This is a genomic window from Thioclava sp. F1Mire-8, assembly GCF_002213165.1.
GTDB classification, from domain to species: domain Bacteria; phylum Pseudomonadota; class Alphaproteobacteria; order Rhodobacterales; family Rhodobacteraceae; genus Thioclava; species Thioclava nitratireducens.
This window is the reverse complement of record NZ_NBNY01000001.1, coordinates 949169-976033: the sequence shown is the minus strand read 5'-3', so window position 1 is coordinate 976033 and position 26865 is coordinate 949169. Positions and strand designations below refer to the sequence as shown.

Here is a 26865-nt window from a genome sequence, read left to right as displayed (position 1 = left end):
ACGCCACCGCCGTCTGCGCGCATGTCCGCAGCCTCGCCTCAAGGACAGTTTCAGCCCAAGACAGCGCCGCGCCCCCGGGCCGGTCGCAAAGGGCTGACCTATTGGAATTACATGGCAAAGAAGATGCTTATCGATGCCACCCACGCGGAAGAGACCCGCGTCGTGGTGGTGGACGGCAACAAGGTCGAGGAATTCGACTTTGAGACCATTAACAAACGGCAGCTCGCCGGCAATATCTATCTCGCGAAAGTAACGCGCGTCGAACCGTCGCTGCAGGCGGCATTCGTCGACTACGGCGGAAACCGGCACGGGTTCCTCGCCTTCGCGGAAATCCACCCCGATTACTACCAGATCCCTGTCGCCGACCGCGAAGCGCTCCTCGAAGAAGAGCGACAGCTTGCCGAGGCCGCTGCCGAGGAAGAGGAAAAGCCGAAATCACGCCGCCGCCGCTCGCGCCGGTCCTCGAACAAGGCGGAAAAGGCCAAGCAGGACGACGCGGTCGTCAGCTCGGACGAGATCCCGGGCATGGGCGTCGTCGATCCCGAGGCGGAAGACGAGAACGCCGATGCCGCCAGCGAAGAGGCGGAAGCGGACGCGCAGACGGAAACCTCCGAAGCTCCGGCCGAGGAAGCGCCCGCTTCGGAAGCTGCTGAGCAAACCGCGGCTGTGGAAGCTGCGCAATCCGACGAGGATGACAGCGACGACTCGGACGAGGATGACGACGACGCGGCCGAGGCCGATAGCGGCATCGAATCCGTCGCCGACGAGGATGTCGAGGAAGAGATCCGTCCGGCCCGCAAGCCGCGTCCGCGCCGCTACAAGATCCAGGAAGTGATCAAGGTCCGCCAGATCATGCTGGTGCAGGTCGTCAAGGAAGAGCGCGGCAACAAGGGCGCCGCTCTGACCACCTATCTCTCGCTGGCAGGCCGCTACTGCGTGCTCATGCCCAACACCGCGCGCGGTGGTGGCATCTCGCGCAAGATCACCAACGCCGCTGACCGCAAGAAGCTCAAGGAAATCGCGGGCGAGCTGGACGTGCCGAAAGGTGCCGGCCTGATCGTGCGTACAGCGGGCGCGCAGCGCACCAAGACCGAGATCAAGCGCGACTACGAATACCTGATGCGCCTGTGGGAGCAGATCCGCGACCTGACGATGAAATCCGTCGCGCCGGCGCCGATCTACGAGGAAGGCGATCTGATCAAGCGGTCGATCCGCGACCTCTACAACAAGGATATCGACGAGGTTCTCGTCGAGGGCGAGCGCGGCTACCGCGCGGCCAAGGCCTTCATGAAGATGATCATGCCGAGCCACGCCAAGAACGTGAAGCACTACTCGGAATCGCTGCCGCTCTTCGCGCGCCATCAGGTGGAAAGCTACCTCGCCTCGATGTTCAACCCGACGGTTCAGCTCAAGTCCGGCGGCTATATCGTGATCGGCGTGACCGAAGCGCTCGTCGCGATCGACGTGAACTCGGGCCGGGCCACCAAGGAAGGCTCGATCGAGGAAACCGCGCTCAAGACCAACCTTGAAGCCGCCGACGAAGTGGCCCGCCAGCTGCGCCTGCGCGACCTCGCCGGGCTGATCGTGATCGACTTCATCGACATGGACGAGCGCAAGAACAACTCGGCCGTCGAAAAGCGCATGAAAGAGCGCCTCAAGACCGACCGCGCGCGCATTCAGGTCGGACGCATCTCCGGCTTCGGCCTGCTCGAGATGAGCCGCCAGCGCCTGCGTCCGGGCATGATCGAATCCACGACGCAGCCCTGCGCCCATTGCCACGGCACCGGCCTGATCCGCTCCGACGACAGCCTCGCGCTGAGCGTTCTGCGCGCGATCGAGGAAGAGGGCACCCGCAAGCGGACCCGCGAGGTTCTGGTGCGTGCGCCCGTCGCGGTCGCCAATTACCTGATGAACGCCAAGCGCGAACATGTGGCAGTGATCGAGGCCCGCTACGGTATGTCCGTGCGCATCGAGGCCGCGCCCGAGCTAGTCTCGCCAGATTTCACCATCGAGAAGTTCAAGACCGCGACCCGCAATGTTGCGGAAGTGGACAGCCCCGTGGTGTCCGCGTCGGCAAGCCTGATGGCCGAAATCGACGAGGCGGAGGACGAGACCGAGGCCGAAGCCGAGGCGCAGACCCCGGAGGTCGAGACCGAGGCCGAGGAGCAGCCTAAGAAGAAGCGCCGCCGCCGTCGCCGTCGCAAGAAGTCGAATGGCGAGAACGGGGAGAATAACGACTCTTCGGAGAACGGCGATCAGTCGTCGGGCGACCACAAGTCGGACGATCAGAAGTCTGAACCGACCGGAGGTCAGGACGCGCCCGCCAAGGCCGAACCCGCGCAAGCGGCAGAGGCTCCGGCGGACGAGGCCAAGACCGAGGCGCAGACCGACGTCAAGACCGAGGCTCAGCCGGAGGAAGAAGCGCCGAAGCCGAAGCGCCGCTCGCGCGCCCGCAAGAAGGTCGAAGAACCGAAAGCGGACGCCGAGACCGCGGAAGCTGCGGTTGAGGGCACCGAGGCCAAGGCCGAGGAAGAAGCACCCAAGCCGAAGCGCCGCACGCGGTCGCGCAAGAAGGTGGATCCCGAGGCGGATGCGCAAGCCGCCGTCGAAGGCAGCGCCGCCGGCGCCAAGGTCGAGGCCGCAGCGGCGGAGGAAGAGGCGCCCAAACCCAAGCGCCGCTCCCGTGCGCGCAAGAAGGTCGAGGAGCCCGTAGCGGAGACGCCCGAGAGCCCTGAGCCGCCGGAAACCCCGCAGCCCGACGCGCCGACCGAGCCGCAGGAGACGCCGCAGCCCGACGCGCCCGTCGAGACGCCCGAGCCTACGCCGCAGGAAACCCCTGCCGACGTGCCGCAGGAAACGCCGCCCGCGCCCGAGCCGGAAACCCCGTTCGAGCAGCCTCCGGAAACGCCGCAGCCTGATGCTCCGGTCGAATTGCCCGGTGGTCCGGCCTTCGCGGAGACCGAAGCCGAGGGCGAAACCATGACCGAGGAGGCGCCCAAGCCCAAGAAACGGGGCTGGTGGAGCCGCTGAGGCAGCCTCAGATTTGAGAAAGGCCGGGCAGAGCGCCCGGCCTTTTTCGTTTTCATATCTGCTTATCCGCGCTCAGGCGGCCAGTTCCTGTGCATGGCGGGTCAGTTGCAGCGCCTCCCGCGCCGCCTCGCGGCCCTTCTCGACGAAATGGCTGCCAAAGATCGCCCGGTGGTGATCGGTCTCCTGGAACTGATGCGGTGTCAGCGAGACCGACAGCACGGGCACGCCCGTCTCCAGCCCCACCTGCATCAGGCCATTCACCACGGCCTGCGCCACGAAATCATGCCGGTAGATTCCGCCATCGACGACCAGAGCCGCGCCCGCGATCGCCGCGTAGCGGCCCGTTCGGGCCAGTTCCTGCGCCCTCAGCGGCAGCTCGAACGCGCCGGGCACGTCGAAGACATCGACCTGCGCCGCCGGGATCTCTTCGAGAAACCCCTCGAGCGCGCGGTCGATGATATCAGCGTGCCAATTGGCCTTGATAAAAGCGTAACGGGTGTGTGTCATCGTGATCTCCTTGCTAGCGACACGTCACCCAAGGCGATCACATACAGGCCGCGCCCGCGCGAGAAGGCGCGGGATCGGCTGCAAATTCTCTTCCATCCGGACTGTAACCGTCGGCTCAGGCCTCGCACCTGATCTGCTGACCCTTGCACGACGGCGAGGCGCTCGCGGGCTCGCGGATTTCGCCGCATACCGCCGGTGGGGAATTTCGCCCCGCCCTGAGAATGGCCGGAGATTGGCACGCGCTTGTGTCCTCGGCAAGTGGTTCAGTTCCTCGGCCAGCCATACCAGCATCGGGAGACTGATCATCAGCGGCGGGCCGACGCCGGGCAGGTGCGCAACGCGAGGGCCATCAGCCCTTGCGTACGAGATAGACCTTCACGCCTTCCCAATCCTCTGCCTCGACCAGCTCGTGCCCGCATTGCGCGCAAAAATGGGGCACGTCGATCCAGCTCGCCCCGTCGGTCGCGACCAGCTGGATTAGCGTGCCGGGCGCCGCCGCCTCCAACGCTTTGCGCAGGCGCAAGACGGGCAGGGGGCACAACAACCCCTTTGCATCGATTTCGACATCGGGTTTCATGCCGGAGGTTCTCGCGCGCCCGCGCTGATTTGTCCACGCTGTTGTTATCTCACGACCCGGTGACCGCGCGCGAGGAATGGGGTAGAGGAAGAACATGTTTGGAATCGATCTCGTCTCTGCCGCTTTCCTGCCCGCCGCTTTCGTGGCGCTCTTTGCGGGTCTGCTGTCATTCCTCAGCCCGTGCGTGCTGCCGATCGTGCCGCCCTATCTCGCCTATATGGGCGGGGTGAGCATGGGCGACCTGCGCGAGGGCAAACGCTCGGCGGCGGTGCCTGCGCTGTTCTTCGTTCTTGGCCTGTCGACGGTGTTCCTGTTCATGGGGTTCGCCGCCTCGACCTTCGGGCGGTTCTTCCTGACCAATCAGGTGCTGTTCGGACGGATCGCGGGCGGGGTGATCGTGATCCTCGGCCTGCATTTCCTCGGCGTATTCCGCATCCCGATCCTCGACCGCGAGGCGCGGCTGGACGCGGGCGACCGGGGCGGCTCGAGTTTGGGTGCCTATGTGCTGGGGCTCGCCTTCGCCTTCGGTTGGACGCCCTGCATCGGCCCGCAGCTGGGTGCGATCCTGTCGCTGGCCGCCCAAGGCGGCGATCAGGCGCGCGGCACCGCGCTGCTGGCGGTCTATGCGCTGGGTCTGGGCATTCCGTTCCTGCTGGCCGCGCTGTTCATCCAGCGTGCGATCGGGGTAATGAACCGGCTCAAGGCCTATATGGGCATCATCGAGAAGACGATGGGCGCGCTGCTGGTCGTCGTCGGGATTCTGCTGCTGACCAATGCGTTCTCGGCGATCAGTTTCTGGCTGCTGGAGACCTTCCCGAGCCTTGCAGTGCTGGGCTGACGCCTCACGCCACCATCTGCACCGCGCGGACCAGATCCGCCTCGAAAGCCCGCAGCATAGCGGGCTTTTCCATGTCGGGCAGGCGCAGCAGGTAGGACGGGTGCACGGTGATGAGCATCGGCGTGCCATCGTCGAGTACCTCCACCGTGCCGCGCCGCTTGAGAAGGCCGCGCCGATCCCCGGTGAGGCTCTCCAGCGCCGTCGCGCCCATCGCAAGGATCGCCTTCGGCTTCACCAGAGCGCGTTCCCGATCGAGCCACCAGCGGCAGGGATGAATTTCCTGCCGGTCGGGCGACTGGTGGATGCGCCGTTTGCCGCGCGGGGTGAATTTGAAATGCTTCACCGCATTGGTGATGAAGGCGCGATCGCGGGACAGGCCAGCCCGCGCCGCCACCTCGTCGAAAAGCTGCCCTGCAGGGCCGACGAAGGGGCGGCCCTCGAGATCCTCGAAATCGCCCGGCTGCTCGCCCACGATCATCAATGGCCCATCCAGCGGCCCTTCGCCCGGTACTGCCTGCGTTGCGTTCTCCCAAAGCGGGCAGCGGCGGCAAGCGTTCAGCGCGGCCAGCAGTTCCGCGCGGTCACCCGCGGGCTGCGGCCTGGCGCGGTCGCTCGCCAGCCGCTCGGTGATCTTGCCAGCTCGGGCCGGGGCCAGCGTGGGGGCACTCAAAGCCATCTCCTCTGCGCGGGCCTGCGCGGTGGCGATCATCTCGGGGATGAGGCTGGCTTCGGGGAGGTTATGCCAATATTTGCGCGGCATTTCGGATTGCATCGCGCCGACCTTCAGCCGCGCCGGGTTGAAGATGTTGCGGAAATAGGTGCGCCAGAGGTCTTCGGCGCCATCCTCGGGCAGATCGGGGCGCGGCTGCCCCTCGCTGAAGCGCAGTTTGCCCGCTTCGAAATGCGCCGTCAGATCGGGCGTGAAGATCGACCAGTCCATGTCGCCGAAACGTTTCACGAAGAACGGCGCGGTCAGCTCGCAGATGTAATGCGTGGGTTCGAACCACGCGGCAAAGCGACGACGTGGGGCGTCGGGCGCCCCGATTTCGCGGAAGCGCACGAAGGCCGTCATCTTGTGGCGGTCGCGCGAGACCTCCTTGGCCATGCGGTTCAGTCGGTCGATGCGCGGATCGGCGCGGTCTTCCAGCAGGCGCCTGTCGGATCGCAGCGCCCAGAGCACCGCGTAAGCCCGCGCGAAGCGTTCCGGGTCGCGATGACAGACCACGAGCCGGGCGAGGTCGACAAAGCCCTTTGGCACGCTCACAGCGCTGCCCGTGGGGGTAGGTGCGTCCTGCGCGAAGAGATCGGCCTCCGCCGCCCCGCGATGCCAGAGAAGCTCCTCGGGCGGGATGCCAGCGCCCAAGGCTGCGCGGGCCTCGTCTCGCCAGGCCTCGAACGTGCCGATCTCGGGCAGGCTTACAGTCCGCATCACAACAGCCGCAACTGCTGCGGTGGCGGGGCGAAGCGGGCGCGCAAATCGGCTGCATCGGTCAGTGCGCGCGGGTGCCAGTCCAGCAGCGTGATGAAGGGTTTCGCTTGCTTCAGATTCGCCCCCATGCGCCTCAGGTCCTCGTAGCGCAGCGTCCGGTAGCGGCGCGTCGCCAGCACCCGGTTCACCGTCTTCACCCCCAGCCCCGGCACGCGCAGCAGCATCTCGCGCTCGGCCCGGTTCACGTCGAGCGGAAACAGATGTCGGTTCGCCAGTGCCCAGGCGAGTTTCGGATCGACCGTCAGATCGAGATTGCCGTCGGTGGTGCCTTGCGAAATCTCGTCCACGTCGAAGCCGTAGAAGCGCAGCAGCCAATCCGCCTGATACAGGCGATGCTCGCGCATCAGTGGTGGCTTGATCAGGGGCAGAGCGGCGGAGCTGTCCGGGATCGGCGAGAAAGCGGAGTAATAGACACGCTTGAGCGCGTAGCTTGAATAGAGCCGCGTCGAGGTCTTCAGGATCGTCGTGTCATTCGCCCCGTCCGCGCCGACGATCATCTGCGTCGATTGCCCGGCGGGCGCGAATTTCGGAGGGCGCTTGCCGGTGAAGCTGCGTTCTTTCCGCGCCTCGCGCAGCACCCGCACGTCGCCCATCGCGCGGCGGATCTGCGCGGGGTCCTTTTCCGGCGCATAGTCCTGCACCGCGCGGTCGGTCGGCAGCTCGACATTGATCGAGAGGCGATCGGCGTAAAGGCCGGCCTCCTCGATCAGCTCGGGGGCTGCGTCGGGGATGGTCTTCAGATGGATATAGCCGCGGAAATTATGCTCGACCCGCAAGAGCTTCGCGATCCGCACCATGTCGGCCATCGTGTCATCGGGCGAGCGGATAATGCCGGAGGAGAGGAACAGCCCCTCGATATAGTTGCGGCGGTAGAATTCCAGCGTGAGGGTCACGACCTCCTCGGGAGAGAACCGCGCGCGGGTGACGTTGGAACTCACCCGGTTCACGCAATAGGCGCAGTCATAGATGCAGAAATTCGTCATCAGGATCTTCAGCAGGCTGATGCAGCGCCCGTCCGGCGTGTAGGCGTGACAGATGCCGGAGCCGGTGACCGAGCCGATCCCTTTGCCATCCTTCGAGTCGCGCCGCTGCCCGCCGCTCGACGCGCAGGAGGCATCGTATTTCGCCGCATCCGAGAGGATCGCCAGTTTCTGATCGAGGGTCATCCTTGCCATGTGTTCACTATATGTTCACGCCATCTGCCTTTCAATAATTCCATGACAAAGGGGCGCGAAATCTCGCGCCCCTCGGAAAACGGCGCCCGGACCTCAGGAAGTGAGGCGGCGATACATGTGCCAGCTGGCATGACCCAGAACCGGCAGCACGATGAAGAGGCCAAGGAACATCGGCAGCATCCCAACGAACAGGCTCGCCGCGATCACCAGTGCCCAGATCGCCATCGAGACCGGGTTGGCCGCGACTGCCCGCATCGAGGTGAGGATGGCGGTGATGATGTCGATCTCGCGATCCATGATCAGCGGCAGGCCGACCACGGTGAAGGAGAACAGCATCGCTGCGAAACCCGCCCCGATCAGGGTGCCGATGCTCAGCATCATCAGCCCGTTCCCGGTCAGAAGGATCTCAGGCGAGCTGGAGATGTTGGTGAAGGCCGACAGCCCCATGAACAGCGCGAAGGTGGTATGGGCGACGAAGACCCAGAACATGAACATCATCAGGATCAGCATCGCCATGGACGGCGTCTGGCGATCCTTCTCCGAGACGCAGCTGGCGATCACCTCGCGCCAGATCAGAGGCTCCTGCGCCTCCAGCTTGCGCGAGACGGTATAAAGCCCGATCGCCGCGAAGGGGGCGAGCAGCGGAAAGCCGAGCGCGAAGGGGATCAGCCACCATTCCTCGCCCTGCGCTGCGAACACCATCCAGAGCACGATGCCGCCGAGCACGTAAAAGCCCGAGAACATCAGACCGAAGGCCGGGGCGCGTTTGAAATCGTTCCATCCGGCGTTCAGGATGTCTGGTATGTCCGAGGCCTGAAGGTCGCGGATAGGCGGCACCTCGGAGGGCGGCGACACGATCGTTTGCATTGCTTTTCTCCCTGACTGAGGGCCTCTCCCAAAGGCCCGCAACTTCACGTTGCGTCACGCGGACGTGATCTGTCCAGAGAATTGCTCGCTGCGTCGCCGCAAGGCTCAGCCGCCCATCCGTTTCGTCAGCCGCAGGGAGAGCGCATAGGGCAGGCGTTTCAGCAGCTTGAGCTGCCATGTCAGGCGGCGGGGGAAGTGGGTTTCGAACCGGTCCTTGGCCAGCCCGTCGGCGATGCGGCAGGCGGCCTCGTCGGCTTCGATCATGAAGGGCATGGCGAAGTCGTTCTTCTCGGTCAGGCGAGTCTTCACGAAGCCGGGAGAGATCAGCCGCACGTCGATCTTGGGCGCATATTCGACCCGCAGGCTTTCCACTAGGTTTATCACGGCGGCTTTCGAGGCGGAGTAGAGCTGCCCTTTCGGCAGGCCGAAGATGCCCGCGACGGAGCCGAAGATCACCAACTGCCCACCTTCGCGTAGCAAGCCGGGAGCGGCCTGCGCGAACCATAGCGTGCCGAGCAGGTTCACCTCCACCAGCTTGCGCGCAGCCTCCCGTTCGATCTGCTCCACGCGGCCCGGATCGTAAAGCGCGGCGGTGATGATCATCGCATCCAGCGGCCCGTGGCTCAGAATTTCGCCGCGCGCATCGTCGAGGCTTTCGGGATCGGCGACGTCGCAGGGCACCACCTCGCCCTGACCCAGTTCTGCCTTCAATGCGTCCAGCGGCTCGACCGAGCGCGCAGACAGCACCAGCCGCGCCCCGCGGGCGGCCAGTTCGCGCGCCAGCGCCTGCCCGATGCCCGAGCTCGCGCCCATGATCCAGATGCGTTTGTCCTTGAACTCCACGGCGGTCATCCTTTCGCTAGTGGTGAGGATACGCGCCAAACCGGATCAGGGTTTCATTCCGAGGGCCTCGAGGCACTCCGCCAGCAGTTCATCCAGCGGCCGTGTGCCCGAGAGGTCCAGTATCGGTTCAGACCGGCCCGCCAGCCATTCGTGATGGCGGCTTAGCGAGCGACCCGAGAAATACGGATCGTCATAGCCCGCAGCCCAGGTCAGGAAGGAGCCGTGATTGCCCTCCATGTCGCCGCCCTTGCGGATACGCGCGCCGAAGCGCATCGCCTCGCGCTTGCGCAGGCGCGCGAGGCGGATCGGCGTCGGAGCGGTGAGAAAAACGATCAGGTCGGCGCCCGCGATCGCGGGTTCCCCCCAACCGTCGAGCGAGCCGGAGATCACCCAGCCTTCGGGCTTTTTCGCCGCCTCCATCAAGGCGAGCCGCTCTGCGGGGCGGCGTTTGACGGTATAGGGCGGGTCGCTCTCGGCCCAATAGAATTCGTCGGTATCGAGATGGGTGACGCCCAAGCGGTCAGCCAGGCGTTCCCCCAAAGATGATGTGCCCGATCCTGCGGCGCCGGTGATGTGAACCCGCGCCGTCATTCGCGATCAGCTATCCGCCTGCGCGTCGGCGCGGGATTTGCCTTCGAGGCCGAGCGCCAGCGTCGCTGCCATGAACCCGTCGAGATCGCCGTCGAGCACGCCCTGCGTGTCCGAAGTCTCGTATTGGGTGCGCAGGTCTTTCACCATCTGGTAGGGCTGCAGCACGTAGGAGCGGATCTGGTTGCCCCAGCCGGCCGAGCCCTTGTTCTCGTGGGCTTCGTTGATCGCCGCGGTGCGCTTTTCCAGCTCCATCTGATAGAGCCGCGATTTCAGCGCCTTCATCGCGATGTCGCGGTTCTGGTGCTGCGATTTCTCGGACGAGGTGACAACGATGCCGGTCGGGTGGTGGGTGATCCGCACCGCCGAGTCGGTCGTGTTGACGTGCTGACCGCCAGCCCCCGAGGAGCGGAACGTGTCGATGCGGATATCGGCGGGGTTCACCTCGATCTCGATATTGTCGTCAACGACCGGGTAGACCCAGACCGAGGCGAAAGAGGTCTCGCGCGTGCCCTTGCCGAAGGGTGAAATCCGCACGAGGCGGTGCACGCCCGATTCCGATTTCAGCCAGCCATAGGCATTGGGACCGGAAATCTTGTAGGCGCAGGACTTGATCCCGGCCTCGGCACCCGGTTCTTCGGATTGCAGTTCGACCTCGTAGCCGCGCTTTTCGGCCCAGCGGACATACATCCGTTGCAGCATCGAGGCCCAGTCGCAGGCCTCGGTGCCTCCCGCGCCCGCATTGATCTCGAGGAAGGTGTCGTTGCCGTCGGCCTCGCCGTCGAGAAGGGCTTCCAGCTCTTTCGACGCGGCGGTTTCCTTCAGCGCGGCGAGCGACGCTTCTGCCTCGGAGACGACTTCCTCGTCGTCTTCCATCTCGCCAAGTTCGATCAGTTCGACATTGTCCTCCAGATCCTGCTTGATCCGGTTATAGGTTTCGAACTTGTCCATCAGTTGCTGCCGGTCGCGCATCAGTTTCTGCGCGCGCGCCTGATCGTCCCACAGGGTGGGGTCTTCGATCATCGCGTTGAATTCCTCGATCCGGTGCGGCGCGGTCTCGAGGTCCATCCGCTGGCCGAGCAAGGTCAGGGACTTGCGGATCTGTTCGACGGTATTCTGCGTCTCGGCGCGCATCTGTCATCCTCTTGAAAGCTTGGTCCGCGTGATACGAGATCGGCGCGGCGCCCGCAAGGCGGGGCGGGGAAATTGCGTGGGCCACGCGGCGTTGGAAAGCCGCGTGGCCCTTGTGTTCGAGGCCCCCGGATGTCGAGCGGGATGCGGCTCAGCTCGCCTCCAGCGCGGCGATGATCGCGCCGAAATCGCTGGCTTTGAGCGAGGCCCCGCCCACCAACGCGCCGTCGACGTTGGAGGTCGCGAAGATCTCCTCGGCATTGCCGGGTTTGACCGAGCCGCCATAGAGCAGCCGCATGCCGTTGCCTGCGTCGGCGAAGCGCGCGATCAGCGTGTTGCGCATGAAGTCATGGACCTCCGCGATCTGATCCAGCGTCGGCGTGCGACCCGTGCCGATCGCCCAGACGGGCTCGTAGGCGATCACGCAATTGGCGGCCGTCGCACCGTCGGGGACGGAGCCGGCAAGCTGTTCGCCGATCACGTCGAGCGTCTGTTCGCCGTCGCGCTGCGCTTCCGTTTCGCCCACGCAGATCACCGCGATCAGGCCTGCGGCGATCGCAGCCTCGGCCTTGGCACGCACGATCAGATCGCTTTCATGATGATCGGCACGGCGTTCGGAATGGCCGACGATGACGTGAGAGCCACCCGCATCCGCGATCATCTGCGCCGAGATGTCGCCCGTATGTGCGCCGCTCTCGTTCATGTGGCAATCCTGCCCGCCGACCGCGAGCTTGCCACCCGCCGCCTCGGCCATCGCGCCGATCAGCGTCGCGGGCGGGCACAGGAGCACGTCACAGGCGGGCGAGGGATGCGCCTCGACAAGGGATTTCACCTCGCCCAGGTTGCTCTTGAGCCCGTTCATCTTCCAATTGCCGGCGGCCAGCTTCTTGCGCATGCCTGTCTCCCTTATGTCATTCGGGCCGACATTAGGGCAGGGGGATCGCACTCGCAAAGGGCAAATTGGCGCGGGAGCGGGGCTCAGCCGTTGGTCTGGGAGGCTTCCATATCGGCGAATTTGATCGACTCGCCGCAGCCGCATTCATCGACGACGTTCGGATTGCGGAACTTGAAGCCGCTTTCGAGAAGACCGGTCTCGTAGTCGATCTCGGTGCCCAGCATGAACATCTGCGCCATCGGTGCGATCAGAACCCGGGCGGGGCCCTTTTCCACGACGATATCCATCGGTCCGGCCTCGGCCGCGACCTCCATCGTGTATTCCATGCCCGCGCAGCCCCCTTTCTTCACGCCGATGCGGAAGCCAGCCGCGTCTTCGCGCGACATCAGCTTGGCGATCTGCGCGACGGCGGCGTCGGTCAGGGTTACGGGGTCTTGTCCGGGAACGTTGAACATGGGGGCTCTCCTTCACCGAGTAATTTAGTCGGGCACGGGCAGGATTCCAAGGGGCGGCAAATGTCCCAAAAGCGCGAGCGTGGCGTAAGAGGCGGCGAGCGCCCAGCCGAAGGAGGCCAGCGTGCCGATGATCACATATTCGGATTTCGGATTCGCGCCGTCTTTTGACACCGCCTCGAAGCGCAGGATCGACTTTGCCGCGATCAGGAAGCCGATGCCCGAGGGCTGTCCCGCCAGCACCAGCAGAAAGATCAGCCCGCGCTCGAGAAGCCCGATCATCCGCCCGCCCTGCGGCAACCCCTCGGGCGGTGCGTCCTCTTCGTAGCGCACCATCAGCATGCCCACCGCGAAGCCGCCGGCGCGGGTGGTGATCAAAAGGCCGGTGGCGAGCGTCAGGACGCCGGGGAGCCATGAGAGGCTCGCCCAGAGCGCGTTGGCCCAGAATGTCGGGAAGGCGGTGGCGATCAGCGCGGTCGCAGCCAGATGGGCGGCCTGATCGCCAAGGAAGGCGGCGAGGGGATGTTCGCGCGGTGCGAAGCTCTTGGCCACATCGATCACCAGATGGCTGAGCGCGACCAGCGCCAGCACCCCGATCAGCGTCCACGACAGTTGCAGCCCTGCCAACAGCGTCAGCCCCGTGAGGATCGCGATATGCGCGGCCAGCGCGGCCTCGTCCCGCCCGGCCTTCTTCGCCGCCATGCCGCTGCTTTGAAACGCGAAATCTGTGAAGGCATGGGCAAAGACAAGCGCCGCGAAAGTCTCGATCATTGGGTCTCCTCGATCATCGCCAGGGCCTCCACGATGGCGGGGCAGGCCGCGCTTGCCAAGGCCTGTGCCAGCGATTGCCGGGTGATGCCGATCTCGGAGGCTGCGGCGGTCTGGGTCGGAGGTTTGATGCGCAACATCGGCGCGATCGCGCGCGCCTGCGCCGGGGTCCACGCCTCCGAGATGTGATCGAACAGGCGGAACGCCGCGCCAAGCGCCCCGCCCGCAGCATGGGCAATGCGCGGCCCCTCCAAGCTATCCAGCAGCTGGCCCGAGGCGGTGAAGGCCGGGCCCGATGCCCCGTTCAGGTCGCCATCCGCAGGCAGCGTGCCGTCGCCCTCGGCAATCGCGATCCGGGTCGAGAACGCCTCGCCCAGGGCGCGCAACTCGGCCCGGATCAGCAGCGCGAGCCTAGCCTGAAGGCGCGGGCTGGGTATCGCGAATTGCCACCCATCTCCGCGATTGCGGGCAAAGTGACTTTCCCGCAGAAGCGGAGACAATGCCGCCGCCGCGCCCTCGATCGCATCGAGTGCCGCGCTCAGCTCGGAGGCCGAGAGCCCGGTCGAGGCGACTATATCGCCGGTGAGAACACAAAAATAAGCCATGCGCAGGTTTTAGCGCCTGCGCATGGCAATATGCAAGTAAAAACGCCTGCATCTAAAGTTTAGCAGGTAAAAATGCCTGCGTCACTCATCGAGGAACGGGTAATCCGTGTAGCCCTGAGCACCGCCGCCGTAGAACGTTTCCGAGTTCGGCTCGTTCAGCGGAGCGTCCTTCGCGAAACGCTTGGGCAGGTCCGGATTCGCGATGAAGAGCTTGCCGAAGGCCACCGCCGCCGCACCCTCTTTCAGCGCCGCTTCGGCCATCGCCTTGTCGTAGCCGTTATTCGCGATATAGGGCGCCTTCGACTTCGCGCGCAGCGTCTCTATCCCGTCCTCGGGCCACTCGCGCGGACCGCCGGTCTGACCTTCCACGAAATGGACATAGGCCATAGGCTTGGTGTTGAGGAAATCGACCACCGCGCCGAACAGCTCGGCCGTGTTGCTGTCGATGCCCACGTTATTCGCGTTCGACCACGGCGAGAGACGGATGCCCACACGCTCGGCGCCCAGCACCTCGGTGACCGCATCGACCACTTCGCGCAGGAAGCGGGTGCGGTTCTCGATCGAGCCGCCGTACTCGTCTTCTCGCTTGTTCGAGGTGTCGCGCAGGAACTGATCGATCAGATAGCCATTCGCGGCGTGAATCTCGACGCCATCGAAGCCCGCGGCCTGCGCATTGCGCGCGGCCTTGCGGTAATCTTCGACCGTCGCTGCGATTTCCTCGACCGTCAGCGCATGCGGTGTGGTAGTCGCCACGAAGCCTTCGCCGTCGAAGGTCTTGGCCTCGGCCGAGATCGCAGACGGCCCGACCGGATCACGCCCGTTCAGCAGCTGCGGCACCGAGATCCGGCCGACATGCCAGATTTGCGCGACGATCTTGCCGCCAGCCTCATGCACCGCGTCGGTGACTTTCCTCCAGCCCGCGACCTGCTCCTCGCTGTAGATGCCTGGCGTCCAGGCGTAGCCCTGACCCATCGGCGAAATCTGCGTGCCTTCGGTGACGATCAGCCCGGCGCCTGCACGCTGGCGATAATACTCGACCGTCATATCGGTCGGGTGCAGATCGGGGGCACGGTTGCGGGTCAGTGGCGCCATCACGAAGCGGTTGGCGATCTCGATCGCGCCGAGCTTCGTCGGGGAGAATAGCGTATCAGCCATGTCAGTCCTCTCATCGGGTTTGACGTTCGGCCAGATGACATGGGGCTGCGCGGGCGGGCGGCAAGTCCATCGCAGTGCGAAGGTTGTGTGCGCAAATGCAAGGAAACAAAAAGGGAGCCGCGCGGCTCCCTTCCTCTTGGTCGGAAATATCCCGGAAGCACCCGCAGGGTGCGGGGCAGAGCCCCTCCAAGCCTCACATGAAGCCTAGTTCCAGCCGCGCCTCGTCGGACATCATGTCCATGCCCCATTGCGGATCGAAGGTCATCTCGACATCGACATCGCGCAGACCACCGACGCAGGCCACGGCATCGTGAACCCAACCCGGCATCTCGCCCGCGACGGGGCAGCCCGGAGCGGTGAGCGTCATGATCACCTTCGCGTCATTCTCAGGGCTGATCTCGATCGTGTAGACGAGGCCGAGATCATAGATGTTCACCGGGATTTCCGGGTCATAGACGGTGCGGCACGCTTCCACGACATTTTCGTAGAGCGGATGGTCGGTCGTCGAGGGCTTGATCAGCGGCGTGCCTTCAAGCGGCTCTTCGGGCGTGGCGGTCATGGCGGCTTCTTCCATCGGCAGGGGCGCCGGCAGGGCGCCTATCGAATTACTCGACTGTTTATCTAGGTGATAGGACCCGAGCCGTAAAGGGAGCTGTGGGCAGTCTGCTGATATGTGATGTCTCAGCGCTGCGAAGCGGCAATGACGGAACGTTGTTTGTAAGGGGCGCGTCCGAACCCCGGGTGGCGCGTGGCTTTGTGTGGGGCCGGGCGCTCAATCTCGCAAGCCCGGCGGGCGCTTGAGCCTGCGATGACATCGACAACGCGCCTTCCCGGGAAAGTTGGGCGCGGCCCGGGGCTGGTCGCCCCGGACCAACGGGAGGAAGCGGCGCTCTCTCCACAACGCTCGCCGCTTGACGCCCCGCACGCTTCGCGCCAAACCGATCCCATGTTGCCCGAAGAGAAACTCGACCAGATCCTCGCGCGCTTCGAGTACCTCGAGGCGCTGCTCAACGCTGGCGCGGAACCCGCCAAGATCGCCGAGATCAGCCGTGAATATTCCGAATTGAAGCCGGTCGTCACCCAGATCGAGGCATGGCGTCAGGCCCGCGCCGATCTGGCCGAGGCGGAAGGCTGGATGACCGATCCGGAAATGCGTGATCTGGCCGAAGAGGAATTGCCGCGTCTCAAAGCCCGTATCCCCGAGATGGAGCAGGCCTTGCGCGTGGCGCTTCTGCCCAAGGATGCCGCCGACGCGCGCCCCGCGATCCTGGAAATCCGCCCCGGCACGGGCGGCGAGGAAGCGGCGCTGTTCGCGGGTAACCTGTTGCGTATGTATCAGAAATACGCCGAAAAACATGGCTGGCGTTTCGAGATGATGGAGTTGACCGAGACCGAGCTGGGCGGCGTCAAGGAAGCGGTGGCGCGCATCGAAGGTGAGGGCGTCTTCGCCCGGCTGAAATACGAATCCGGCGTTCACCGCGTGCAGCGCGTGCCGGAAACCGAGGCCGGTGGGCGCATCCACACGTCTGCCGCGACCGTCGCCGTTCTGCCCGAGGTCGAGGCTGTCGATATCGACATCCCCGCCAATGATATCCGGATCGACACGATGCGGGCTTCTGGGGCGGGCGGGCAGCACGTCAACACGACGGATTCCGCGGTGCGCATCACCCATATCCCGACCGGGATCGTCGTGACCTCGTCTGAGAAATCCCAGCACCAGAACCGCGCCAATGCGATGGCCGTTCTGCGCGCGCGGCTGTTCGAGGCCGAACGCGACCGCGCGGCTTCGGAACGTGCCGAGACGCGGAAATCCCAGGTGGGTTCCGGCGACCGCTCGGAGCGCATCCGCACCTATAATTTCCCGCAAGGGCGGCTGACCGATCACCGCATCAACCTCACGCTCTATTCCCTTGATAAGGTTATGGAAGGCGAGATCGACGAGGTGGTCGACGCGCTGATCGCCGACGATCAGGCGGCCAAGCTCGCGGAGATGGAGGCGTGAGGGCGCAGGATGCGCTGGTCGCTGCGTCCCGCCGTCTGCGCGAGGCCGGGATCGAGGGCGCGCAGACCGATGCGCGCAGGCTGCTGTCCCATGCGCTGCAGATCGCACCCGACCGGCTGACGCTCGCCTTGCAAGACCCGCTGCCAGACGAAGCGGCCGACCGGTTCGAGGCTGCGCTGACTGCCCGCGAGGCACGCCAGCCCGTCGCCCAGATTACCGGCAAGCGGCTGTTCTGGGGGCATGAATTCCGCGTCACCCGCGACACGCTCGATCCGCGCCCGGAGACGGAATTGCTGGTCGAGGTCGCGCTGGAGCGGCCCTTCGTTCACGCGCTCGACCTTGGAACGGGCACCGGCTGCATCCTGATCTCGCTGCTGAAATCCATGCCCTTCGCGGCAGGGACGGGGACAGACCTGTCTCAAGCCGCGCTCGAGGTCGCGAAAGCCAATGCCGAGGCGCTCGGTGTCGCCAAACGCGCCAAGTTCCTGATTTCAGACTGGTTTGCCAATGTGCCGGGGCGTTATGACCTCATCGTCTCGAATCCCCCTTATATTGCGGAAGACGAGATGGCGGGGCTCTCTCAGGACGTGCGTGACTGGGAGCCGCTCTCGGCGCTGACGCCGGGCGGGGACGGGCTCGACGCCTATCGCGCCATTGCCCGCGGCGCGGGGGGGCGGCTGATGGCGGGCGGACGCCTCGCCGTCGAGATCGGTCCGACGCAGGCGCAGGCGGTGAGCGATCTCTTCGCAGCGCAGGGCCTTGAGAACATCGAGACCCGCCGTGATCTCGACGGCCGCGACCGCGTCATTTTGGCGCATAAACCCGGTGATCCGGCGGATTGCGGCACGTCCTGAGCACGAAATCGCGCAAAAACTTGGGGAAAACCCCGCGAATCCATCGAAATCGCGGATTTGACCGATTTTCTGACTTGAAAGGTCGCCCCTCGCATGTTTAGTCAAGCCTGTGCAGGCGGGATATTGATCCCCCGCACGGCTCAGCTTCACAGCGCGGGTGTTTGGAACGAAACCGGGCAGGTATGCCCAGCGTGACAGTTCAGCCCGCAGGCCATGCATTAGCGGCCATTTCCGAAAAGCCCGTGACAACGGGCCAAGAAAACGAAAGCCATGAGATCTTCGAAATCCCGTTCGCGTAACAAGTCGAACCGTCAACGGTCGATGGGCAATATCGTTAACCGCGTCTTCGACAGCTCCGGCCCCGAAGGCAAGGTGCGCGGTACGCCGCAACAGATCATCGACAAATATCTGCAGCTCGCGCGCGACGCGCAGCTCGGCAACGACCGCGTGGCCGAACAGAACTTCCTGCAGCACGCAGAGCATTACACGCGAATGCTGGGCGAGGCGCAGAAAGAACAGGCCCGCGAGCAGGAAGCCCGCAACCAGCAGCGCCAGCAGAACAACCAGAATAACGGCAACCAGAACAATGGTGGCCAGAATAATGGTGGTCAGAGCCACGGCGGCCACGGGCAAAGCGGCGGCCAGAACAGCGGTCAGAACGACGGTCAGCAGAATGACGGTCAAAACGAGACCGGCTCGAAAGGCGAGGCTCAGGACAATGCGTCCGAGCGCCGCGACGAGCGCTCCGAGGGCAAGTCGTCCGGGCGCAAGCGGAGCGAAAGCTCCGAGATGATGCCGCCGATGCCGCAGCTGGACTCCGATGACGATTCCACCCTCGTCGATACGCCCGAAAGCCGTAGTCGCGGCGACGACGCGCCGAAGGCGGAAGAGCCCTCCGAAAAGCCGGAGAAGGCCGAGAAAGCTGAAAAGGCCGAGAAGCCCAAGCGTCCGCGCGCCCCGCGCAAGCCGCGCGCTCCGAAAGCCGAGAAGGCCGAAAAAGCCGAGGCGAGCGCCGAGCTGCCGAAGGCTTCAGGCGAGTAAAGCCTCCCAAGAGATAGCGCGAGGCCCGTCAAGTTGGCGGGCCTTTTTGCATCTTGGGAGCGGGGCGGGCGCTTAGCCCGTCTGGTCCGCGTGCGGATACACCCGGCCGCAGCTGCCATCCATCAGATGTGCCGCGTGCAAGCCGACACGCGCGAACCGCGCAGCTCTCTCTATCGCGGCAGTTCAGCGGTGTGACCGGTCAGCATCGACGTGGGCAACTGGCCAATCCCGGAAATGAGGGAAGCGAAGACGATCTCGGCACCGCGAGGCAAGTCGTCCTCGCGCGCGGCGCAGTTCATTCCTGTCCCGCGACGATGCGCGCGAGGCGGCAGAACTGCTCCAGCGTGACCCGTTCGGCGCGTTCGGTGGGCGCGATCCCAGCCTGCTCCAGCTTCGCCTCTATATCAGGGGCGACACCCTTGAGCGAAGCCCGCAGCATCTTGCGGCGCTGGTTGAAGCCCGCAGCCACGACCCGGCTGAGCGTTGCCGCATCGGCCGGATAGCGCGGCTCGGGCAGGGCGCGCAGATGCACCACCGCCGAATGCACCTTGGGTGCGGGCGTGAATGCCTCGGGCGGCAGGCTCATTACGATCTTCGCCTCGGCGCGCCATTGCGCGAGGATCGCGAGGCGGCCGTAATGCTTAGAGCCCGGCTTCGCCACGATCCGCTCAGCCACCTCGCGCTGGAACATCAGCGTCAGGCTTTCCCAGAAGGGCGGCCAGTCTTTCGGCGTCAGCCAGCGCACCAGCAACTCGGTGCCCACGTTATAGGGCAGGTTCGCGGCGATCTTGATCGGGGGCGTGAGATGCGCGAGCGGATCGACCTGCAGCGCATCGCCATTGATCACTTCGAGACGGCCCGGATAGGCCTCGGCGATCTCGGCCAAGGCGGGCAGACAGCGTGTGTCCTTCTCGATCGCGAGCACCTTGCGCGCGCCCTCGGCCAGCAGCCCGCGCGTGAGACCGCCGGGGCCGGGACCGACCTCCAGCACGTCGGCACCCGTCAGATCGCCCGCCGAGCGCGCGATCTTCGCGGTCAGGTTCAGGTCCAGCAGGAAGTTCTGCCCGAGGCTCTTCTTTGCCACCAGGTCATGCGTCTGCAGAACCTCGCGCAGCGGGGGCAGCCCGTCGATCGTGGCCATCACGCAGCCTCAGTCATGCCGGGCCGCTCCCATCCGGGCCGCCATCTCCAGCGCCGCGATCAGCGAGGCAGGGTTGGCGCGGCCCTGACCCGCGATGTCATAGGCGGTGCCATGATCGGGTGAGGTGCGCACGAAGGGCAGGCCGAGCGTGATATTCACCCCGCCGTCGAAATCGAGCGTCTTGATCGGGATCAGCGCCTGATCGTGATAGGCGCAGATCGCCGCGTCGTAATTCTGCCGGGCGCGCGCGTGGAACATCGTGTCGGCGGGCATCGGGCCCGCAACCGCGTAGCCCTCTTCGCGCAGACCGTCGAGCGTGTCGGCGATCCAGTCGCCTTCCTCGATGCCCATCGCCCCGCCTTCGCCTGCATGCGGGTTCAGCCCCGCGACCGCGATCCGTGGGGCCGAGAAGCCGAAATCGCGCCGCAACCCTTCATAGGTGATCCGCACCGTCTCGCGCAGAAGCTGCGGGGTCAGAAGTTTCGGTACTTCGGAGAGCGCGACATGGATCGTGGCGGGCACCACGCGCAGCGGCGGGTCGACTCGCGACGAGGCGAGCATCATCACTACCCGCTCGACGCCCGCGAGATGGGCCAGATATTCGGTATGGCCGGGGAAGGTGAACTTTGCCCCGTCTTTCAGCGCTTTCTTGTTGATCGGCGCGGTGGTGAGCGCAGCCCCTTCGCCGCGCATCACCAGATCGACGCCGCGCGCGATCACGTCGATCACGGCTTTCGCATTTGCGGGATCGGGCTCGCCCGGAAGGGCGGCGGCGGGAAACTGGTGGGGCAGCACCGGCAGCCCGGCGCTGGCGTGGCGCAGCGCGTCGGCGGGTCGGTCGATCTCTCGGATCTTTGTGCCGCGCGGCAGATGCGCGGGGTCACCGATCCAGACGAAGGGCAGTTTCGCGCCGCAATGTTCCCAGGCGCGGGCGGCGATCTCTGGGCCAATCCCCGAGGGGTCGCCGCAGCTGAGGATTACGGGGCGGTCGGGCGCACGGGCTGCGGTGCGATCGGTCGGCTGGGCGCTCATTTGCGCACGATGACCGCTTCGGCTTCCAGATCGGCCATGTAGCCATTGGCGTAGGATTCCAGCGCCTTGTTCTCGAGAGCCGCGCGGACCTGATCGCGGTCGGGAGCCGATTGGTCACCCTGGGGCGCAACCTTGCGATCGCAGAGCATCACGAGCACGTCGTTGGCGCCTTGCGGGATCACTTCGGTCTCGCCCACATCGAGATGCGCCAGCGCGAGACCGATATTGGTCGGAACCTGCGCCTGCGCCACGTCCTCATGCTTGGTGAGCGCGCTCGGCGGGAAGCCTTTGCCGATCGTGTAGAGCTGGTTACATTCGCGCGCCGCGGCCACCTGGCTCTGGATCTTGGCCGATTGCTGCGAGCCGGTCGGGCCGATCGCGAAGGTCATGTAGCTGAGCGTCTGCGGGCCCGACGGCGCATCGCCGTCGCCGATCGCGCGCAGCATGAAGACCGCGACCGCGCCCTGCAGCTCGATCGGCTGGGTCGCGGTGCCGGGCTTGAGCTTGAGCACCACGCCGCGCAGTTGCGGCGGCAGCTTGTCGATCGGCATCCAGTCCAGACGCCCACCGCGTGCACGCGACGGCGCGGCCGAATATTGACGCGCGAGCGCGGCGAAAGCGCCTTCGCCCTGCGCGGCCGACAGCTGACGCGCTTGCCCCATCGCGGCCCGGGCGCGGCCCTGCGGCGCGGGGATGATCGCCTCCGATATCAGCACCTTCACGCCCTTGCCGGTCTGGCTCTCGGGCATCATCGCGCGGTCGACGTCGGATTTCGTGATGTTCACCTGCGGCCCGAAGCGTGCGCGGATCACCTGGCGCCAGACAAGGCCGGCTTCGGTGAAGTTGCGGAACGTGTTCGGATCGACGCCTTCCTTCTGCAGTGCCTGCACGAATTCGTCGCCGGTCATGTTCGCGCGGCCAGCGAATTCATCCATGCCCTTCTGGATCGCGGCTTCGTCGAGCTTGATGCCGATGCGCTTGCCGGCCCAGATCCGCAGACGGTCCTCGATCAGCGCCTTCTCGGCGTCCTCGCGCGTGTTCGCGCCGGCGTTCAGCAGCTGCATGAAGCGCTGCCGCTGGTTGATTTCGTAGTCGGTCACGCCCATGCCGTTGACGGTGACGACGGGCGCGAAGCTACCGCCCGATTGCGCCTGCGCCGTTCCTGCGGCGAAGGGCAGGGCGAGCATCAGCGCCAGAAGGGTGAGCAGTCGGGTCATCATCGTCATGAGCGTGCCTGTCCGTTTCGTCTCGTTTAGTCCTGGCCCTTGGGGCCTCTTTGATCCTCTGGGCCCGCTGGGCCGCTTTGCGATCCCCGGCCTCAACTTCCGCACATTCGCCGCGCGGGCGCACCGTCGCTCGCGCCGAAGCCGACGAGTTGGACGGATAGGCCGAAATCGGTCTCAGGGGCTACACTAGTGGATGACGTGAAGCGGCGCGAGAGGGAAAGATCAACCGCGATGCATTCGGTCTGGTAGCGCAGGCCGAGCTTGGCGCGCGCGGCGCGCTCGGCGGTGAAATCGTAACGTGTGCTCATCGTGCCCGACCAGCCGGCGCCCCAGCGCCACGCCGTGTCCAGCATCAGCTCGGACATGTTGTCGTCGCGTCCTTCGGCGGGGTTCTTCTCGAGCCAGAGATAGCCCGCCGAGATGTCGAAGTCAGTTCCGACCCGCGATAGCCGCACCTCGTCGCGCGACACGGAGAAGTTATCGTCGAACAGCGCGCGGTTCGACAGCGTCAGCCCGTTCGCGGTTGCGAGATGGGTCGCGAGAAGCCAGTCGGATTTCGTGCCCGACAGCCCGGTGCCCTGCGAGAACTGGTTCAGGTCGCGCTGGCGGAACACACGGCCCGCCGCGACGCCAAGCGACCAGCCGGAGCTGTCATAACGCGTCCAGCCGAGCCCGACATTGGCGCGCAAACCCGTCTCGCGGGCATCCTCGCCCGGAAAGCGGGTCAGCGAGAACAGGTTGCCGCCGTCGAATTCAGGCAGCTGGCTGTCCTCGTTGGGAGCGTCCTTCAGGTGATCCGGTGCCCAGACGACCTGTGCCACCGGCTCGATCACATAGGCCGCGCGACCGCTCGTCTTGACCCAGGGCCAGCGGATCTCCGCGGCGACGGTAGGCTGGCCACGCAGGATCGTTTCGCTGAAGTCGGGGTCCTGGTTGGTCTCGATGATGTCGCCCGCGAATTGGGTCTCGATCGACCCGAGCATGCCCGGCCCGAACAGCCAGTTGCGCCGCCAATCGGCGGTGAGCGAGCCACGCACCATGTCGCGCCCGTCGGGGCGACCGTCGCCGTTCAGATCGACCGTCGCATTCGAAGCGCGCCGCGTGGCGAGGGTGGAAAACCGCACGCTGGCCTGTCCGCCGACCCCGGCGGGGCGGAAGGTGCGGAGCCATTCTCCGGTGCCGCTCAGCATTGGCTCGGTGGCGTTGCTCTCACCCGCGCGCAGCGAGTGGACATTGCCGACGCGGGCCCAGATCAATTCGTCGCTGCGTACCCGTTCGAGCGTGACGCCCGACCACAGGCGGTCATCGTCGCTGAGACCGTAATTGAGCAGGTAGCTGTCGTCGCTGACCAGCCGAAGCTGCGCGGTCAGGCGAAACTCGCGCGGAAGCTCCGCCTCGAGATCGCCGAAGAGATAGCCGCGCGTGCCGCTGCGAATGTCGTCATTGCTCAGCGCGCCGGACCATTCCATCTTGCCCCAGTTGAAGGCCTGCCGATAGCGCAGGTTCAGTGTCTCGGTGCGCGAAGTGGCGAAATAGGGCGTCACCGTCAGATCTCGGCTGGGTCCGAGCGCGATGAAATAGGGTACCAGAAGCCCCGGGCCGAGACCGCTCGTGGTGCGGAAACGCGGAGCGAGGAAGCCCGTCATCCGCTTCACGCCTGGCGCGGGCAGCCGCAGCCGAGGCAGGTAGGCGATCGGCACGCCCGCCGCGCGGAACTGGGCGTCCTCGAATACGATCTGGCGCGTCGTCGCGTTATGCACGACGCGGCTCGCGCGGATTTCCCAGAGCGGCGTCGGGTTGGTCCGGCATACCTCGCAAGACGACGCCACGACCTTGTCCATGATGGTGATCGCGCCCTCGCGCCGCTCGATCCGGGCGGCGGCGAGCTGCAATTCGCGCGCCATTACCATGCGCGCGCTCAGCAGGATGCCGTTTTGCAGGTCGGAGGACAGTTCTGCCTGCGAGGCGAGGATCACCGCCTGCGACTGGCCGGGCTGAACCAGCCGGATCGGACCTTCGAGGTAAAGCTTGTCGGCCTTCTGGTCATAGACCACGCGTTTTGCAGACAGCCGGTTCGACTTGTAGAAGACCTCGACATTCCCTTCCGCGACCAACTCGTTCTGGTTGCGGATCGCGACCCGATCGGCCAGCAGCGTCGCCAATTCGTCCGAGGAGGGGATCGCCGCACCCTGCGTTGCGGGGGCCGTATCGGTCGCTGTTTGGTCTTGCGCGCGCCCGGGCTGCGGCCCTGCCACGCCAAGCGCGACGATCAGCGCCAGAGCGCTCGCCCGTCCTGCCAAAGCGCCGAATTGCCGCCGCATCACCCATCCTCCCGGTGCAGAAGCCGCGCCAGCGGCAGCATCAACCCGATCACCGGCGGCGCCCAGGCCGCGAGTAGAACGGGAATCTGTCCGTTATCGCCCAGAACTTGCGCGATATTGCGCAGGAAGAACAAGCCCAGACCGGCGGCCAAGGCGAAAAGAACCTTCGCGCCGATGCCGCCGAAGCGCACATGGTCCATCGTGAAGCTCGCCGCAATCAGGACCATCGCAACGAAGAGCACCGGCAGCGCGAGCTCCATCTGCAGCCACACGATATGGCGGCGCGCGGAGAAGCCTGCGGCCTCCAGCGAGGCGATGAAGCCCGGCAATTGCCAGATCGGCACTGCGGAGGGCTTGCCGAAACTGTCGCGGATGCTCGCCACCGTCAGGTCGGAGGGCAGCGAGAGGCTGTCTTCGATCGTAGCGTCGCGCTCGGGGTTGGTGGAGTCGCCCAACGGCCAGTCTTTCACGTCCTGCAACTGCCACGCGCCCGGCACCAGCGTCGCGGTTTTCGCGTCGATCCGGCGCACCGGGCCGCGTTGAGGGTCGAAAATCAGGAAGGTCACTCCATGCAGCGTCGTTGCATCGCCATTCGCGCGATCGGCATGAATCACCGCCTGCGCGAGCGTTTTGCCGTCCGAGGAAAGCCCCGCGCTTTGTCGCATCCAGACGCCTTCGCGCCCGATCGACACGGTCGAGCCCCCATTGGAGGTGTAGTGATCCAGCAGGGTCTCATAGCGCTTCGACGTGGCCGAGACGAGCGGGTTGCCCACCAGCAGCGTCAGCAGCCCGAGCAACAGCGCCGCCGCGATCGGTGCGGCCAGCATACGCAGTGCAGACCGGCCCGCGGCCCGGATCACGACCAGTTCCGAACTGCGCGCGAGAGAGATGAACAGCGCCACGGAGGACAGCATCACGATCAGCGGCAGGATCGTGTAAAGCGTCTCCGGGATGTTTAGCGCGGAGAGCAACGAGACCTGCAAAAGGCTCAGCCCCTGATCGGAGAAGCGGCGGATTTCCTCGACCACGTCGATCAGGAACAGGATGCTCCAGAAGCTTGCCGCGACGATCAGGAAGCTGCGGAGAAACCGTTTCGCAAGATAGAGAGCAAGCGTCACGCGGCAGCCTCCCGCTTGGGCCGGATACGGCGCGGACGACCGGACCACCACAGCATGAACAGCACCATCACGATCCCGCCCAGCGTCGGCGCAATCAGGCTCGGCCAGAGCGAGGGGTCGCGCCCGGAACTGGTTTCTGCGGCGTTCTGAAGTACCTGCATCACGATCAGCCCGCCGATCGCGAGCGTCATCTGCCGCCACATGCCGAAGCGCGAGAAGGTACCCATCATCAGCGCCGAGAATCCGATCAGCGCCGCGATCGGGGCCAATAGCGGTTGCGTGATCCGCCGAGCAAGCTCCAGTCGTAGCGCGTCGCGGGCGGCCTTGGCGCTGTCGGCGCCCGGAGTCGCCTCGAGACCGCTCCCCGCCATCATCGCGGCGAGGCGCGGGGTCATCATCTCGTCGATCTTCGGCGCCCGCGCTTTCCCGGACTTGAGGAAGGAGCCGATGTCGTAGGTGAAATTGGCAAAGCGGGTGACAGACAGGTGATCGGAGGGTTTGCGCAGGGTCTGGGCCATACCCGAGAACATGATCAGTTTCGGCCCCGTCTCGGTCTTCACGATCACCCCCTTGTCGGCGGTATAAATCGTGCTGGTTTGTGCCGAGCGGCTGTCGGAGACGAAGATATCCTGCAACTCCCCCAGATCAGAAATGCGCCGTATATAGATCGAGATGCCCGGCGCGGGATGCTGGAACGTGCCTTCGGTGAGGAATTTCGCGGTCAGGTTCTGCGCGACCTCCTGCTGGCGCTCGGCCAGACGGGCCTTCGCGGCGGGGACGAGGAAGTTCACCAGCAACGCCATCATCACCGAGGCTATCAGCCCGAAGACCAGTACCGGACGCGCCAGCCGCCAGTTCGATGTTCCGGTGGCGCGCATCACCACCAGTTCGCTGTCCTGATCGAGCCGGTTGAACGCGTAGATCGTGGCGGCGAAGGCCGCGACCGGCAGCACGATGCGGATGACGTAAGGCAAGGTCAGCGCGGTGAATTCCAGCACCACCGTTGCGGTCTGGCCATCCGAAATCAGGCTGTCGAACATGATCACAGCCCGGTTGACCCAATAGACGGAGACCAGCACGAGCGCGAAAAACCCGAACAGCGCCATCAATTTGGACAAAACATATCTGTCCAGTCGCGTCACGACCCTTCAATACCCCCGAATATTTCCCTTTCTCTAGCCTGTCGGGCGAAGTGAGGGAAGGGCGCAGC

General features: G+C 65.4%; 25 protein-coding genes and 1 riboswitch. Of the genes, 5 read left to right on the top strand and 20 right to left on the bottom strand.

Annotated elements, in window-relative coordinates:
- Positions 1-111: 111 nt before the first annotated feature.
- Entirely contained in the window at positions 112-3030 is a 2919-nt protein-coding gene (locus B6V75_RS04550) for an Rne/Rng family ribonuclease (protein ID WP_088719390.1), read from the top strand.
- A gap of 72 nt (positions 3031-3102) precedes the next feature.
- Here B6V75_RS04550 and B6V75_RS04545 read toward each other — a convergent pair whose 3' ends face one another.
- Both B6V75_RS04545 and B6V75_RS04540 read right to left on the bottom strand, forming a co-directional pair.
- Positions 3103-3543 carry a 6,7-dimethyl-8-ribityllumazine synthase gene (locus B6V75_RS04545; RefSeq protein ID WP_346393646.1) on the bottom strand — a complete coding sequence of 147 codons (441 nt, stop codon included), beginning with the start codon at positions 3541-3543 and terminating at the stop codon, positions 3103-3105.
- 74 nt (positions 3544-3617) lie between these two features.
- A riboswitch (FMN riboswitch) is annotated at positions 3618-3764 on the bottom strand.
- A 122-nt stretch (positions 3765-3886) separates the two neighbouring features.
- The gene (locus tag B6V75_RS04540; RefSeq protein ID WP_088718860.1) at positions 3887-4114 is read right to left on the bottom strand and encodes a sulfurtransferase TusA family protein; all 228 of its coding nucleotides are present in this window, start codon (positions 4112-4114) and stop codon (positions 3887-3889) included.
- Between the two features lie 94 nt (positions 4115-4208).
- Here B6V75_RS04540 and B6V75_RS04535 point away from each other — a divergent pair, with 94 nt between their 5' ends.
- Complete coding sequence (locus B6V75_RS04535; protein WP_088718859.1) at positions 4209-4952, top strand: cytochrome c biogenesis protein CcdA; 744 nt, start codon at positions 4209-4211, stop codon at positions 4950-4952.
- A 4-nt stretch (positions 4953-4956) separates the two neighbouring features.
- Here B6V75_RS04535 and B6V75_RS04530 read toward each other — a convergent pair whose 3' ends face one another.
- The 12 genes from B6V75_RS04530 to B6V75_RS04475 all read right to left on the bottom strand — a co-directional run bounded on the left by B6V75_RS04530 (position 4957) and on the right by B6V75_RS04475 (position 15479).
- Complete coding sequence (locus B6V75_RS04530) at positions 4957-6381, bottom strand: UdgX family uracil-DNA binding protein (RefSeq protein ID WP_088718858.1); 1425 nt, start codon at positions 6379-6381, stop codon at positions 4957-4959.
- Entirely contained in the window at positions 6381-7616 is a 1236-nt protein-coding gene (locus B6V75_RS04525; protein ID WP_088718857.1) for a putative DNA modification/repair radical SAM protein, read from the bottom strand. Before B6V75_RS04525 ends, B6V75_RS04530 begins: the two co-directional genes overlap by 1 nt.
- A gap of 93 nt (positions 7617-7709) precedes the next feature.
- A complete protein-coding gene (locus tag B6V75_RS04520; RefSeq protein WP_088718856.1) occupies positions 7710-8483 on the bottom strand; it encodes a DUF2189 domain-containing protein in 774 nt (257 codons plus the stop codon).
- 105 nt (positions 8484-8588) lie between these two features.
- Positions 8589-9326 (bottom strand): SDR family NAD(P)-dependent oxidoreductase, encoded by a 738-nt coding sequence (locus B6V75_RS04515; protein WP_240496901.1) that lies wholly within the window; start codon positions 9324-9326, stop codon positions 8589-8591.
- Positions 9327-9371: 45 nt separating this feature from the next.
- Positions 9372-9917, bottom strand: coding sequence for an AAA family ATPase (locus B6V75_RS04510; protein WP_075774552.1), 546 nt, complete (start codon positions 9915-9917; stop codon positions 9372-9374).
- 6 nt (positions 9918-9923) lie between these two features.
- A complete protein-coding gene (prfB, locus tag B6V75_RS04505) occupies positions 9924-11048 on the bottom strand; it encodes a peptide chain release factor 2 (protein WP_075774553.1) in 1125 nt (374 codons plus the stop codon).
- A 148-nt stretch (positions 11049-11196) separates the two neighbouring features.
- Complete coding sequence (gene tpiA, locus B6V75_RS04500; protein WP_075774554.1) at positions 11197-11940, bottom strand: triose-phosphate isomerase; 744 nt, start codon at positions 11938-11940, stop codon at positions 11197-11199.
- Positions 11941-12023: 83 nt separating this feature from the next.
- Entirely contained in the window at positions 12024-12395 is a 372-nt protein-coding gene (locus B6V75_RS04495) for an iron-sulfur cluster assembly accessory protein (protein ID WP_088718855.1), read from the bottom strand.
- Between the two features lie 24 nt (positions 12396-12419).
- Positions 12420-13163, bottom strand: coding sequence for a DUF3307 domain-containing protein (locus B6V75_RS04490; protein WP_088718854.1), 744 nt, complete (start codon positions 13161-13163; stop codon positions 12420-12422).
- Positions 13160-13765: a hypothetical protein gene (locus B6V75_RS04485; protein ID WP_088718853.1), complete on the bottom strand. Its 606-nt coding sequence runs from the start codon at positions 13763-13765 to the stop codon at positions 13160-13162. The genes B6V75_RS04490 and B6V75_RS04485 overlap by 4 nt, the downstream gene beginning before the upstream one ends.
- 81 nt (positions 13766-13846) lie before the next feature.
- On the bottom strand, positions 13847-14920 hold the full coding sequence (locus tag B6V75_RS04480; RefSeq protein ID WP_088718852.1) for an alkene reductase: 1074 nt from the start codon (positions 14918-14920) through the stop codon (positions 13847-13849).
- 193 nt (positions 14921-15113) lie between these two features.
- Positions 15114-15479, bottom strand: a complete 366-nt coding sequence (locus B6V75_RS04475; protein WP_078519345.1) for a DUF59 domain-containing protein — start codon at positions 15477-15479, stop codon at positions 15114-15116.
- Between the two features lie 387 nt (positions 15480-15866).
- On the opposite strand from B6V75_RS04475, the gene prfA reads away from it, so the two are divergent.
- The 3 genes from prfA to B6V75_RS04460 all read left to right on the top strand — a co-directional run bounded on the left by prfA (position 15867) and on the right by B6V75_RS04460 (position 18817).
- Entirely contained in the window at positions 15867-16922 is a 1056-nt protein-coding gene (prfA, locus tag B6V75_RS04470) for a peptide chain release factor 1 (protein WP_075774738.1), read from the top strand.
- Positions 16919-17776 carry a peptide chain release factor N(5)-glutamine methyltransferase gene (gene prmC / locus B6V75_RS04465; protein WP_088718851.1) on the top strand — a complete coding sequence of 286 codons (858 nt, stop codon included), beginning with the start codon at positions 16919-16921 and terminating at the stop codon, positions 17774-17776. The genes prfA and prmC overlap by 4 nt, the downstream gene beginning before the upstream one ends.
- Positions 17777-18046: 270 nt before the next feature.
- A complete protein-coding gene (locus tag B6V75_RS04460) occupies positions 18047-18817 on the top strand; it encodes a DUF4167 domain-containing protein (RefSeq protein WP_075774561.1) in 771 nt (256 codons plus the stop codon).
- A gap of 295 nt (positions 18818-19112) precedes the next feature.
- Here the strand turns inward: B6V75_RS04460 and rsmA are convergent, their stop codons facing one another.
- The 6 genes from rsmA to lptF form a co-directional block, all read right to left on the bottom strand.
- Positions 19113-19958, bottom strand: coding sequence for a 16S rRNA (adenine(1518)-N(6)/adenine(1519)-N(6))-dimethyltransferase RsmA (gene rsmA / locus B6V75_RS04455; protein ID WP_075774562.1), 846 nt, complete (start codon positions 19956-19958; stop codon positions 19113-19115).
- A gap of 9 nt (positions 19959-19967) precedes the next feature.
- Positions 19968-20990, bottom strand: coding sequence for a 4-hydroxythreonine-4-phosphate dehydrogenase PdxA (gene pdxA / locus B6V75_RS04450; RefSeq protein WP_088718850.1), 1023 nt, complete (start codon positions 20988-20990; stop codon positions 19968-19970).
- Complete coding sequence (locus B6V75_RS04445; RefSeq protein WP_088718849.1) at positions 20987-22216, bottom strand: peptidylprolyl isomerase; 1230 nt, start codon at positions 22214-22216, stop codon at positions 20987-20989. The genes pdxA and B6V75_RS04445 overlap by 4 nt, the downstream gene beginning before the upstream one ends.
- 92 nt (positions 22217-22308) lie before the next feature.
- A complete protein-coding gene (gene lptD / locus B6V75_RS04440) occupies positions 22309-24537 on the bottom strand; it encodes an LPS assembly protein LptD (protein WP_088718848.1) in 2229 nt (742 codons plus the stop codon).
- Entirely contained in the window at positions 24537-25655 is a 1119-nt protein-coding gene (lptG, locus tag B6V75_RS04435; RefSeq protein WP_088718847.1) for an LPS export ABC transporter permease LptG, read from the bottom strand. Before lptG ends, lptD begins: the two co-directional genes overlap by 1 nt.
- Positions 25652-26797, bottom strand: a complete 1146-nt coding sequence (lptF, locus tag B6V75_RS04430; RefSeq protein ID WP_088718846.1) for an LPS export ABC transporter permease LptF — start codon at positions 26795-26797, stop codon at positions 25652-25654. Before lptF ends, lptG begins: the two co-directional genes overlap by 4 nt.
- Between the last annotated feature and the right edge of the window lie 68 nt (positions 26798-26865).